The 12,883-nt window shown below is 68.5% G+C and carries 9 protein-coding genes; 6 read left to right on the forward strand and 3 right to left on the reverse strand.

Annotation, left to right across the window (positions count from 1 at the left end; genetic code table 11):
* The first annotated feature begins 110 nt into the window (after positions 1 to 110).
* The 5 genes from VXM69_RS18870 (at position 111) to VXM69_RS18890 (ending at position 6,757) form a co-directional block, all read left to right on the forward strand.
* Entirely contained in the window at positions 111 to 1,166 is a 1,056-nt protein-coding gene (locus tag VXM69_RS18870; RefSeq protein WP_226229461.1) for a putative 2-aminoethylphosphonate ABC transporter substrate-binding protein, read from the forward strand.
* Between the two features lie 106 nt (positions 1,167 to 1,272).
* A complete protein-coding gene (locus VXM69_RS18875; RefSeq protein ID WP_367190009.1) occupies positions 1,273 to 2,364 on the forward strand; it encodes a putative 2-aminoethylphosphonate ABC transporter ATP-binding protein in 1,092 nt (363 codons plus the stop codon).
* Positions 2,361 to 4,088, forward strand: a complete 1,728-nt coding sequence (locus tag VXM69_RS18880) for a putative 2-aminoethylphosphonate ABC transporter permease subunit (RefSeq protein ID WP_367190011.1) — start codon at positions 2,361 to 2,363, stop codon at positions 4,086 to 4,088. Before VXM69_RS18875 ends, VXM69_RS18880 begins: the two co-directional genes overlap by 4 nt.
* 47 nt (positions 4,089 to 4,135) lie before the next feature.
* Positions 4,136 to 5,266 (forward strand): 2-aminoethylphosphonate--pyruvate transaminase, encoded by a 1,131-nt coding sequence (locus VXM69_RS18885; RefSeq protein ID WP_367190012.1) that lies wholly within the window; start codon positions 4,136 to 4,138, stop codon positions 5,264 to 5,266.
* A gap of 102 nt (positions 5,267 to 5,368) precedes the next feature.
* On the forward strand, positions 5,369 to 6,757 hold the full coding sequence (locus VXM69_RS18890) for an FAD-dependent oxidoreductase (RefSeq protein WP_034190336.1): 1,389 nt from the start codon (positions 5,369 to 5,371) through the stop codon (positions 6,755 to 6,757).
* A gap of 91 nt (positions 6,758 to 6,848) precedes the next feature.
* Here the strand turns inward: VXM69_RS18890 and VXM69_RS18895 are convergent, their stop codons facing one another.
* Positions 6,849 to 7,577 (reverse strand): phosphonate utilization associated transcriptional regulator, encoded by a 729-nt coding sequence (locus tag VXM69_RS18895; RefSeq protein WP_034190207.1) that lies wholly within the window; start codon positions 7,575 to 7,577, stop codon positions 6,849 to 6,851.
* A gap of 190 nt (positions 7,578 to 7,767) precedes the next feature.
* On the reverse strand, positions 7,768 to 9,939 hold the full coding sequence (locus VXM69_RS18900) for a phosphocholine-specific phospholipase C (RefSeq protein WP_367190014.1): 2,172 nt from the start codon (positions 9,937 to 9,939) through the stop codon (positions 7,768 to 7,770).
* A gap of 230 nt (positions 9,940 to 10,169) precedes the next feature.
* Here VXM69_RS18900 and VXM69_RS18905 point away from each other — a divergent pair, with 230 nt between their 5' ends.
* Positions 10,170 to 11,087: a LysR family transcriptional regulator gene (locus VXM69_RS18905; protein WP_367190015.1), complete on the forward strand. Its 918-nt coding sequence runs from the start codon at positions 10,170 to 10,172 to the stop codon at positions 11,085 to 11,087.
* Between the two features lie 95 nt (positions 11,088 to 11,182).
* Here VXM69_RS18905 and VXM69_RS18910 read toward each other — a convergent pair whose 3' ends face one another.
* Positions 11,183 to 12,823 (reverse strand): L-lactate permease, encoded by a 1,641-nt coding sequence (locus VXM69_RS18910; protein ID WP_034190204.1) that lies wholly within the window; start codon positions 12,821 to 12,823, stop codon positions 11,183 to 11,185.
* Between the last annotated feature and the right edge of the window lie 60 nt (positions 12,824 to 12,883).

Consider the following 12,883-nt stretch of genomic DNA (forward strand, 5'->3'; position numbering starts at 1 on the left):
TAGATTGTCAACAACATGCAGAGAACAGAAAGCAAAACAACGCAGCAGCAAGAGGGCTGGTCTCCACTCATCCGCCGTGTGCCGCGGCGCCACAGTCAAGGGGTCTGAAGATGAACGAAGTGCCGGTAAACAAGCGTTTGAATGCATGGGCGACGGGCGCGGCCCGCCTCGCGCTGGCCGCGGCGGTCGCGCTCGGCGTCGCGCAGGCGGCGCACGCGAGGACGTCGCTGCTCGTCTACACCGCACTGGAAGACGAGGCGATGAAGCCCTACAAGGACGCGTTCGAGAAAGCGAACCCCGACATCGAGATCCGCTGGGTGCGCGACTCGACCGGCTCGGTCACCGCGAAGCTGCTCGCGGAAAAGAACAACCCGCGCGCGGACGTCGTGCTCGGCCTCGCCGCGTCGAGCCTCACGCTGCTCGACCTGCAGGGCATGCTGATGCCGTACGCGCCGAAGGGCTTCGACCAGCTCACGCGCAAGTACAGCGACGCGAACAACCCGCCGCACTGGGTCGGCATGGACGTGTGGGGCGCGACGATCTGCTACAACCGCGTCGCCGCGCAGGCGAAGAACATCCCGAAACCGACGTCGTGGGAAGACCTGACGAAGCCGGTCTACAAAGGCGCGATCGTGATGCCGAGCCCCGTGTCGTCGGGCACCGGCTACCTCGACGTGACCGCATGGCTGCAGACCTTCGGCGACGACAAAGGCTGGAAATTCATGGACGCGCTCGACAAGAACGTCGCGCAGTACGTCCACTCGGGCTCGAAGCCGTGCACGCTCGCCGGCACCGGCGAATTCCCGATCGGCATCTCGTTCGAGTTCCGCGGCCACGAACTGCAGTCGCAGGGCGCGCCGATCGACCTCGTGTTCCCGAAGGAAGGGCTCGGCTGGGACATGGAAGGCACGGCGATCATGAAGACGACGAAGCAGCCCGAGGCGGCGAAGAAGCTCGCCGACTTCATGGCGAGCAAGGATGCGAACCAGATCACCGCGCACTGGTGGGCGATCGTCGCGTATCCGGGCGTCGCGCGCAAGCTGGCCGGCATCCCCGACAACTACGCGGACCTGCTCGTGAAGAACGATTTCGTGTGGTCGGCGAAGAACCGCCAGTCGATCCTCGATACGTGGCAGAAGCGCTACGGGGCGAAGGCCCGGCAATAACGCGGCCAGCACGCCGCGAACGGCAGCGGGGCCGCGCAACGCGCCGCCCCGTGCCCCTTCCCCTCGTCGAATCCGGCCCCCGGGCCGCCCCAGCATGGAGGCGCGCATGGCACCTTATCTGAGCGTAGAACGCATCGAGAAGCGGTACAACGACACGCAGGTCCTCACCGACATCGACCTGAGCGTGATGAAGGGCGAGATGATCTGCTTCCTGGGGCCGTCGGGCTGCGGAAAGACCACGCTGCTGCGGATCATCGCGGGGCTCGAGACGCAGAACGCCGGCCAGATCATGCAGGACGGCCGCGACATCTCGCGGCTGCCGCCGCAACTGCGCGACTACGGCATCGTGTTCCAGTCGTACGCGCTGTTCCCGAACCTCACCGTGTACGACAACGTCGCGTACGGGCTCGTGAATCGGAAGATGAAACGCGACGCGATCCACGCGCGCGTGCACACGCTGCTCGCGCTGGTCGGCCTGCCCGACAGCCATCGCAAGCATCCCGGCCAGCTGTCCGGTGGCCAGCAGCAGCGGATCGCGCTGGCGCGCGCGCTCGCGACGTCCCCGGGCCTGCTGCTGCTCGACGAGCCGCTGTCCGCGCTCGACGCGCGCGTGCGGGTGCGGCTGCGCCAGGAAATCCGCGCGCTGCAGCAACGGCTCGGCGTGACGACGATCATGGTCACGCACGACCAGGAAGAAGCGCTGTCGATGGCCGACCGCATCGTCGTGATGAACCACGGCGTGATCGAGCAGATCGGCACGCCGCTCGAAATCTACCGGCAGCCCGCCTCGCCGTTCGTCGCGGATTTCATCGGCCGGGTCAACACGATTCCCGCCGAAGTCGCGCGGGACGGCACGCTGCGCGCGGGCGCGGTCGGCCTCGACTGCCGTCATGGCACGGCCCGCCCCGCGCCAGGCGCGGCGGTATCGGTCTACGTGCGGCCGGAAGACCTGCGGATCCGCGTGCCGGGCGAGACGGCCGACAACGTGCTGGCCGGCCGCGTCGAGAAGCTCGAATTCCTCGGCGCGTTCTGCCGCGTGAGCTTCCTGATCGACGGGCTCGACGGCCAGGAGATCGTCGCCGACCTGTCGTATCACGACGTCGACCGCACCGGCGTGCAGGCCGGCGCGCGCATCGACCTCGCGCTCGATCGCGAGCATGTCCGCGTGTTCCCGTGCGCGAAGGAGCGACTGCAATGAGCACCGTCCTGACCGAGCGCCGCCGCGGCGCCGCCGCCCCCGCCGACGTGCAGCAGATCACGCACTGGCACGACCGCCTCGCGCAGCTCGCGCTCGTCGCGATGGCCGCGCTGATGTCGCTGTTCCTGCTGCTGCCGCTCGCGCTCGTCGTGCAGAAATGCTTCGTCGACGCGGACGGGCGTTTCGTCGGCGCGCACAACTTCGTCGAATACCTCGAGGACAGCGGCGTGCTGCGCTCGATGCTGCACTCGCTGACGGTCGGCGCGCTCGTCACGATGATCGTCGTGCCGATGGCGTTCACGTTCGCGTATGCGCTGACGCGCTCGTGCATGCCGCTGAAGAACGCCGCGCGCACGATCGCGCTGCTGCCGCTGCTCGCGCCGACGCTGCTGTCGGCCGTGTCGTTCATCTACTGGTTCGGCAACGCGGGGCTGCTGAAGCCGCTGCTGCACGGCCATTCGATCTACGGGCTGCCGGGCATCGTGCTGAGCATGGTGTACGCGTCGTTCCCGCACGTGCTGATGATCCTCGTCACCGCGCTGTCGCTCGCGGACGGCCGGCTCTACGAGGCCGCCGACGCCATGGGCACGCGCCGCATCCGCAAGTTCTTCACGATCACGCTGCCCGGCGCGAAGTACGGGCTGATCAGCGCGACGATGGTCGCGTTCACGATGTGCATCAACGACTTCGGCGTGCCGGTCGTGATCGGCGGCTCGTACAACGTACTGTCGACCGACATCTACAAGCTGATCATCGGGCTGCAGGACTTCAACCGCAGCGCGGTCGTGAGCCTGATGCTGCTGTGCCCGGCACTCGTCGCGTTCGGCGTCGATTTCTTCATCCGCCGCCGCCAGCAGTCGCAGCTCGGCGCACGCTCGACGCCGTACCAGCCGAAACCGTCGCGCGGCTTCGACGCCGCGATGCTCGCGTATTGCGCGCTCGTGTGCGCTTTCTTCATCGCGGTGGTCGGCATCTCGGTGTTCGCGTCGTTCGTGAAGTTCTGGCCGTACCAGATGAGCCTCGGGCTGCAGCACTACCGGATGGGGCTGATCGCGGCCGGCATCTTCGATGCGTACAAGAACAGCCTGCGGATGGCCGCGACCGTGGCGATCGGCGGCACGATCGTCGTGTTCGGCGGCGCCTACCTGATCGAGAAGACGCGCGGCGCGCGCTGGCTGCGCGGCTTCATCAGCCTGTGCGCGATCCTGCCGATGGGCGTGCCGGGGCTCGTGCTCGGCATCAGCTACATCTTTCTGTTCAACGCGCCCGGCAATCCGCTGAACGGGCTGTACGGGTCGCTGTGGCTGCTCGCGATCGTCACGGTCGTCCACTACTACGCGTCGAGCCACCTCACCGCCCTCACCGCACTCCGGCAGATCGACAGCGAGTTCGAGGCCGTGTCCGCATCGCTGAAGGTGCCGTTCTACAAGACCTTCCTGCGCGTGACGGTGCCGGTGTGCCTGCCCGCGATCCTGCTGATCGCGCGCTACCTGTTCGTCAACGGGATGACGACGGTCTCGGCCGTCGCGTTCCTGTACTCGCCGGACACGCAGCCCGCGTCGGTCGCGATCCTGAACCTCGACGACGCGGGCCAGATGGGCCCGGCCGCGGCGATGGCCACGCTCGTGCTCGCGACCTCCTCGTTCGCGTGCGTGCTGTTCGCCTGCATCTCCCACCGCCTGCTGCGCCGCACGCAGGCGTGGCGCAACCCGCATCGCCGTTGATTTCCCGCCGCATTCACGTGACGTCCCGACTTCATCAAGGAGACACCATGACGCTCGCCGCCCAGCCGATCCTGCTCACCCCCGGCCCCCTGACGACCTCCGACACCACGCGCGACGCGATGCTGCGCGACTGGGGTTCGTGGGACAGCGACTTCAACGCGATCACCGCGCGGCTGCGCGAACGCCTGCTGCGGATCGTGCACGGCGCAGGCACGCACGAATGCGTGCCGCTGCAAGGCAGCGGCACGTTCTCGGTCGAAGCGGCCATCGGTACGCTCGTGCCGCGCGACGGCCACGTGCTCGTGCCGAACAACGGCGCGTATTGCCAGCGCATCGCGAAGATCTGCCGCGTGCTCGGCCGCCGGCTGACGACGATCGACTACCGCGAGGATCGCCGCGTCGATCCGGCCGACGTCGAGCGCGCGCTCGCCACCGATCCGACCATCACGCACGTCGCGCTCGTCCACTGCGAGACCGGCGCCGGCGTGCTGAACCCGCTGCACGAGATCGCGCAGGTCGTCGCGCAGCACGGGCGCGCGCTGATCGTCGATGCGATGAGCTCGTTCGGCGCGATCGACGTCGATGCGCGCACGACGCCGTTCGATGCGGTGATCGCGGCGTCTGGCAAATGCCTCGAAGGCGTGCCGGGGCTCGGCTTCGTGATCGCGAAGCGCAGCACGCTCGAACGCTGCGAAGGCAACAGCCATTCGCTCGCGATGGACCTGCACGACCAGTGGGTCTACATGCAGCGCACGACGCAATGGCGCTTCACGCCGCCGACGCACGTGGTCGCGGCACTCGACGCGGCCGTCGCGCAATACGTCGACGAAGGCGGGCTCGCCGCGCGCGGCGGCCGCTACCAGCGCAACACGCGCGCGCTGCTCGACGGGATGCTCGCGCTCGGCTTCCGGCCGTTCCTGGATCCGGCGATCCAGGCGCCAATCATCGTCACGTTCCATGCGCCGGACGACCCGAACTACGACTTCAAGCGGTTTTATCAGGAGGTCAAAAAGCGCGGCTACATTCTGTATCCGGGCAAGCTGACCGAAGTCGAGACGTTCCGCGTCGGCTGTATCGGCCACTTCGGCGAAGCCGGAATTCCAGGCGCCGTCGCCGCGATCGCCGACACGCTGCGCGCGATGGGCGTGCGCCGCGTCTCGGCCGCGGCGGCGGCTTAACGACGCAGCGCGACGCAGCCGGCCGCGTGCGTACGCGCCTGCGGCCGCCCGTTTCCCGGCCGTGCGCGGCACGTGCCTCGACCCTTATTGACGAACCATCCGATGCGACCCTTCTGGATCGAACAAGCGCTGTTCAACGACGGCGATCTCGCCCCCGCGCTGCAAGGCGCGACGCAGGCCGACGTGTGCATCGTCGGCGGCGGCTTCACGGGACTCTGGACCGCGATCCAGGCGAAGCAGCAGAACCCCGCGCTCGACATCGCGATCCTCGAGGCCGACCTGTGCGGCGCCGGCGCGAGCGGACGCAACGGCGGCTGCCTGCTCACGTGGTCCGCGAAATTCCTGACGCTACGGCGCCTGTTCGGCGAAGCCGAGGCAATCCGGCTCGTGAGGGCATCCGAAGCGGCCGTGCAGCACATCGCCGATTTCTGCCGCGCGCACGCCATCGACGCGGAACTGCGGCTCGACGGCACGCTGTACACCGCGACGTCGCGCGCGCAGGTCGGCACGCTCGCGCCGGTGCTCGACGCGCTCGCCGCAGCCGGCATCCACAGCTACGAACCGCTGCCGCCCGCGGAGGTCGCGCGCCGCTCGGGCTCCGCGCGCAACATCGACGGCGTCTACTCGCCGATCGCCGCGACCGTGCATCCCGGCAAGCTCGTGCGCGGGCTGCGCCGCGTCGCGCGCGCGATGGGCATCCGGATCTACGAGCGCACGCCGATGCTCGACTTCACGCCCGGGCAGCCGGCCGTCGTGCGCACGCCGTCCGGCAGCGTCACGGCGGGCACGCTCGTGTTCGCGATCAACGCGTGGATGGCGAGCCGCTTTCCGCAGTTCGAGCGCACGATCGCGGTCGTGTCGAGCGACATGGTGATCACCGAGAAATGCCCGGAACTGCTCGAGAAGACCGGCCTCGTGGACGGCGTGTCGGTGCTCGATTCGCGGATCTTCGTCTACTACTACCGCACGACGGCCGACGGGCGGCTGATGCTCGGCAAGGGCGGCAACACATTCTCGTGGCGCAGCCGCATCGCGCCGGTGTTCGACCGGCGCTCGCCGTACGAGGCGCAACTCACGCACAGCCTGCGCGAGTTCTTCCCGTCGCTCGCCGGCGTGCCGGTCACCGCGAGCTGGAACGGCCCGTCTGATCGTTCGGTCACGGGCTTCCCGTTCTTCGGCCGCCTCGACGACGCGCCGAACGTGTTCTACGGCTTCGGCTATTCGGGCAACGGCGTCGGGCCGACCTACATGGGCGGGCAGATCCTGTCGTCGCTCGTGCTCGGCCTCGACAACGCATGGACGCGCAGTCCGATCGCGCGCGGCCCGCTCGGCCATTTCCCGCCGGAGCCGATCCGTTACGTCGGCGCGCACGTCGTGCGCAACGCGATCCGTCGCAAGGAGCGTGCGGAGGACGAAAGCCGGCAGCCATCGGCTGTCGATACGTGGCTCGCGAAGTTTGCGAGCGCGGCCGGCAAGGCCGACAAGGCGTGACGACGCGTCGACCTGACGACGCAACGAAAAAGGGACGCTGCGCAGCGTCCCTTTGTGTGTGTGCGGCAGCCCGCGCGGGCGCCGCCGACGCTCATGCGCGCGCGGTTTTATCCCGCGCCGCCTTGCCCGCGGCCGGCAGCCCCTGCTCGTGCGTCCGGCGCATCCGCGCGAGGCCGTGCGCGACGTGCTCGCGCACGAGCGCGACGGCCTGCTCGCCGTCGCCAGCCGCGAGCGCCTGCACGATCTTGTCGTGCTCGGCCGCGGACACGGCGATCGCATCCTCCTCGGCCTCGATCGCGGCCTGGCGCAGCAGGCCGAGCTGGCGCACCAGCCGGCGGTAGGTGTCGGTGAGGTGCGTATTGCCGACGCCGACCACCATCGCATCGTGGAACTGCACGTTCAGCTCGGTATAGCGCGTGACGTCGTGCGTCTTCGCGGCGTCCTTCATCGACTGGATGATGCCCTTCAGCACCTTCAGCGTGTCGGGCGAGATGCGCGTCGCGAGCGCGCGCGCGACCGACTCGTCGAGCATCGCGCGCACTTCGTAGATCTCCTCGGCCTCGCGCAGCGGCACGACGCGCACGGTCACGCCGCGGTTCTTCTCGTTGCGCAGCAGGCCGGCCTGCTCCAGCGCACGAAACGCTTCGCGCACGGGGCCGCGCGACACGTTCAGCCTGGTCGCGATGTCGACTTCGTTGAGCTTTTCGCCGGGCGCGTATTCGCCGGAAACGATCGCGCGCTCGAGCATGTCCTGGACGATCATCGCGAGCGACTGGCTTTGCAGGAGTTCGATGGCGCTGAGCGCGTTCGGGGAAGTCATGGTCGGACAGGCAGCGGAGCTGCGGGTGAAAACGAGGGCGCCCTATCGGCGAATGATCCTTGTATACCCTCGGTCCGACACATTGTCAACAGTTTTCAGTTTCCAAAAATCCATGCCGCCTGCCGGAACACGCCCGGCAGGCGGCGCGCACGCGGCGGCCGAACCTGCCCGGCCGCGCGACCTCCGGCCGTCAGGCCGTGCGCTTCACCGGCCCCGGATCGCTCTGGCTCGGCCGGCCCGTTTCGACGTGGCCCGCGAAGCGGCGCACGACCTTGTCGTCGCCGCCGCGCAGCGTCGTCGCGGTGATCGTCAGATCGTACCAGCCGTGGCTCGACGACAGCGCGAAGTGGTCCTCGACGCGCTCGCCCGGCTCCAGCGTGTAGGTCCGCGCAGGCGCATGCCCGTATGCGTTGTCGACCGTCACGCGGCACGTCGCGCGGCCGCTGTTGCGCAGTTGCAGGTACACGTGGCGGTTGCGCACGTCGTAGCCGATCTTCGCCTCGGGGTTCGCGTGGCGGCCGTCCGCGGCGAGCCGCGTGTTGCCCTGGAACTCGCACAGATAGCCGTTCGGGCCGTAGGCGGCGAGATGGTACTCGCCGCGCGCGGCCGACGTGCTCCACGTATCGGCGAAGCGGTCGTGCGCGGACACCGCGTAGCGGCGCGGCGGCGTCGCCGGGTTGCGGCGATCGTACACGTAGAACGCGGCGCCCGCGTCACCGGCGTTCGCGAAGTCGAGCGACACGCTGTCGTCGCGGCCATGCACGTGGGCATGCACGAACAGCTCGTACGGCAGCGCCCGCGCCGGACGCGTGCCGGGCTCCTGCGCCGGCATCGACTGCCGGGCGGGCACCTGGTACGCCTGGCCGGCCGTCGCGATGTGCTGCGGCACCGTGAAGCTCACCGTGCGCGTGTCGGGTCGCGCGGAGAAGTCGAACGCCGACGTGAGATCGCCGCAGATCGACCGGCGCCATGCGCTGATGTTCGGCTCCTTCACGCCGAAACGCGCTTCGAGGAAACGCAGCACCGACGTGTGGTCGAACGTTTCCGAGCAGACCCAGCCGCCCTTCGTCCACGGCGAGATGATGATCAGGGGCACGCGCGGCCCGAGGCCGATCGGCTGGATGCCGCCCGGGTCGGCGCCCGGCACGAGCGGGCTCATTTCGCCCGGGTACTGGTTCAGGTCGAGCAGCTCGTCGCCGAGGTTCGACAGCAGGTTCGACGACACGATGCCCTGGCCGCCCACGCCGCTCGTGACCGGCGGCACCGGCGGCACGACGTGGTCGAACAGCCCGTCGTTCTCGTCGTAGTTCAGGATGAACACCGTCTTCGCCCACACCTCCGGGTTCGACGTCAGCGCCTCGAGCACCATGTTGATGTAGAACGCGCCGTCGGTCGGCGACGCCTGCGGGTGCTCGCTGTACTTGTACGGCGACACGATCCACGACACCTGCGGCAGCCGGTTCGCCTGCACGTCGGCCTTCAGCTCGGCGAGCGTGTGGTCCGATGCGCCCTTGTCGACCAGCGGGCCGCTCGCGCCTTCCTTCACCTGGAACTTCTTGAAGAACATCAGCGAGTTGTCGGTGTAGTTGTCGGTCGGGTCGCCCGGGATGCCCGTGCCGCCTTGGTACACCTTCCAGCTGATCTTCGCGTTCTCGAGGCGCTCGGCGTAGGTCGTCCACGTGTAGCCGTTCACGTCGTCGCGCTCGCCGATGCCCGGGCCGTTCGGCGGGTTGCCGTAGACGTTGCGCGGGTCGACCGTGCCGGTCCACAGGTAGATGCGGTTCGGCGCGGTGTCCGCGTGCGCGGAGCAGAAGTACGAATCGCAGATCGTGAATGCATCGGCCAGCGCGTAGTGGTACGTGAGATCCTGGCGCTTCAGATAGCCCATCGTCAGCACGTCCTGCTTCTGGTTCACCCATTGGTCCCACTGGCCGTTGTTCCAGGACAGGTGGCCGCTGCTCCAGCCGTGGTTGGTGCCCGGCTGGAATTCGGTCGTCTGCTTCGGATCGAGGTAGAACGGCAGCACGTACGGCGCCGACGGATCGAGGCCGCGCGAATGGTAGTTCTTCGTGAACACCGACGCCGGCGGCTGCTGCCATACCGGCGCACCGCTCGGCAGCAGGTGCGGGCGCGGATCGTTGAAGCCGCGCACGCCGCGCAGCCCGCCGAAGTAATGGTCGAACGAACGGTTTTCCTGCATGAAGATCACGACGTGTTCGACGTCGCGGATCGTGCCCGTGCGATAGGCGGCCGGCATCGCCAGCGCGTTGCGGATCGCGGGCGGAAAGCCCGCATAGGCGGCCATCGCGCCGGCCGACTGCGCGGCAAGGCGCAGGAAATCGCGTCGATTGTTCGAGGACATGAAGGGAACCTTGTTGTCGGTAGGAGTGAGGGCCGGTCGAGCGGGGCCGGCGGTCGGTGTGTTACCCGCCATTACCCCGCACCGGCGTGTCCCGGCCATGACCGGTTACCGCAGGATTCTTTGGGTGACCCACAGGTTTTTTTCGAAGCGGCGCACGACGCGCCTTTCATGCGGCCGACACACGCGTGCGCTACGCTGACGCGCGATGAAGAGGGGGGAGAAGCCGAGTCGTGTTCGATCAGCTGAAGGCGTTCCACGCGACCGTCCGGCAGGGCAGCATCACGCGAGCCGCGCGCCATCTGGGCGTGAGCCAGCCGACGATCGCCGCGCAGATCCGGCAGGTCGAGCAGGTGTACGGCGTCGAGCTGTTCTACCGCAGCGGCCGCAAGCTCGAGGTGACCGAGACCGGCATCGAGCTGCTGCCGCTCGTCGAGCGGATGATCGCGCTCGAGGCGCAGGCCGACATCATGCTGCGCAACGTCGGCGGCCTGTTCGAAGGCCACCTGCGGATCGGCGCAACGGGCCCGTACTACATCATGGATGCGGTCGGCCGCTTCTCGCACGCGCATCCGTCGATCGCGCTCACGTGCCGGATCGGCAACTCCGATGAAATCCTGCAGGCGCTGCAGGAATTCCGCATCGACCTCGCCGTCTCGTCGCAGCGCAACGATGCCGACGGCCTCGAACGCAAGGTGATCTCGACCGATCCGCTCGTGCTCGTCGTGCACCGCAACCATCCGCTCGCGCGGTTCGATGCGATCGATCCGGCTCGACTCGCCGACGTGCGGCTGCTGATCCGCGAGGAAGGTTCGGTCACGCGCCGCTGCACGGAGACGATCCTGGCGGCGGCCGGTGTCGCGGCCGTGTCGGTTGCCGAGATCGGCAGCCGCGAAGCGATCCGCGAGGCGATCCTGCACGGCGTGGGCGGCAGCCTGTTTCCGCTCGGCGAGGCCGAACGCCATCCTGACCTGCGCGTGATCGCGCTGCGCGGCGCCGAAACGACGATCGACGAATACGTGTACTACCTGAAGGCGCGCCGCCAGAGCCCGGCGATCGACGCGTTCCTCGCGTGCATCCTGCCGGACGGCGGCAAGCCGGCCGCGGCGGACGAAACCGGACGCACGGCGCGGCGGGCGAACGCGCGCTGAGCTGCCGCGCGCTCGCCGGTTCCGCACTTGACCGGCGCTGTTCCCGCGCCTTCCCTCGTGTTGCCTCGTGCCTTCCTTCCGTCGTTGCGCTCACCTCATTTCGGCAGTGCCGGAATCATCCACGTCAGCACGTGCTGCTGCAGGAACACCAGCACGCCGAGCAGCAGCGTGAGAATCACGCTGTGCCAGAAGGTGCGCGCAAACACGACACCTTCCTGCCCTTTCAGGTCCGTCGTCGACACGCCCGTCGCGATGTTCTGCGGCGAGATCATCTTGCCCATCACGCCGCCCGACGAGTTGGTCGCGGCCATCAGCACCGGATCGAGGCCCAGCTGCCGGGCGGCCACGACCTGCAGGTTGCCGAACAGCGCGTTGCCCGACGTGTCGCTGCCCGACAGGAACACGGCGATCCAGCCGAGCGACGCGGACACCAGCGGGAACAACGCGCCCGTCGACGCGACGCCGGTGCCGAGCGTGTAGCTGATGCCCGAGTAGTTCAGCAGGTAGGCGAGGCCGACGATCATCATCACCGTGACGATCGCGATCCAGGTCTGCCGCCACGTCTTCACCACGCATTCGACGAACGCCCCGGGGCCGGTGCGCGTCAGCGCGGCCGTGATGAGCGCCGACACCAGGATCGCGGTACCCGTGCCGAGCGGCTGGAAGTCCCAGATCGCCGCATACGGCTTGTGATACAGCGACACGAACACCGCGTTGTGCAGGCCCGGCCACTTGATCTTCACGTCGCCGATCGCCGCGATGTTCGCGTGCACCCACACGATCACGACCACCGACACGACGAGCCACGGCAGCCAGCCGCCGAAGCCCGCGCGCGCGGCGCCGGCCGCCGCCGGCACGCTGCGCGCGAGCGCGTATTGCGGATCGGGCTGCGGCTTCCACACCTGCAGGAAGCCGATCGTCACGATCAGCGACGTGAGCGACGACAGCACGTCGGTGAGCTGGTAGCCGAGGAAGTTCGACGTGACGAACTGCGCGAGCGCGAAACTGCCGCCCGACACGAGCAGCGCCGGCCACAGCTTCGAAATCGAGCGCAGCCCGCCGTACGCGCCGACCACGTAGAACGGCAGCAGCAGCGCGAAGAACGGCAGCTGGCGGCCGACCATCTGCGCGAGCGTCGCGGGCGGCAGCGACGTGACCGCGCCGAGCACGGTGATCGGCACGCCGAGCGCGCCGAACGCGACCGGCGCCGTGTTGAACAGCAGCGTATAGGTGAGCGCTTCGAGCGCGGGGAAACCCAATGCGATCAGCAGCGCGCTCGTGATCGCGACCGGCGTGCCGAATCCGGAGATCCCTTCGAGCAGGCACCCGAACGAGAACGCGACGACGAGCAGCACGAGGCGGCGGTCGTCGGGCAGGTTGTCGAGCATCCACTGCCGGAACTGGTCGAAGCGGCCCGACTTCACCGCGATGTTGTACAGCAGCAGCGCGTTGAAGACGATCCACATCACCGGCACGACCGCGAGCGCCATGCCGGCGCCGACCGCGTTGAACGCCAGCCCGGCCGGCATGCCCCACGCGCCGATCGCGACCGCGAGGCCCGCGACGAGCCCGGCGAGCGACGCCTGCCACGCCGGGCGGCGCAGCACGCCGAGCGCGATCAGCGCGACGGCGATCGGGATCGCGGCGACGAGAAACGACAGCAGCAGCGAGTGGGCGACGGGCGTCAGCGGCTGCGCGAAGACGATGCCGGGCGGTAGGGCGTCGGTCGGGTTCATCGTGTCTCCAGATGTCGACCCGAGTTGGCGCTTTAGCGCTTACTCGGGTCCCATGCCTTG

It is taken from the genome of Burkholderia sp. Ed8 (assembly GCF_040761425.1).
In the GTDB taxonomy this organism is placed as follows: domain Bacteria; phylum Pseudomonadota; class Gammaproteobacteria; order Burkholderiales; family Burkholderiaceae; genus Burkholderia; species Burkholderia seminalis.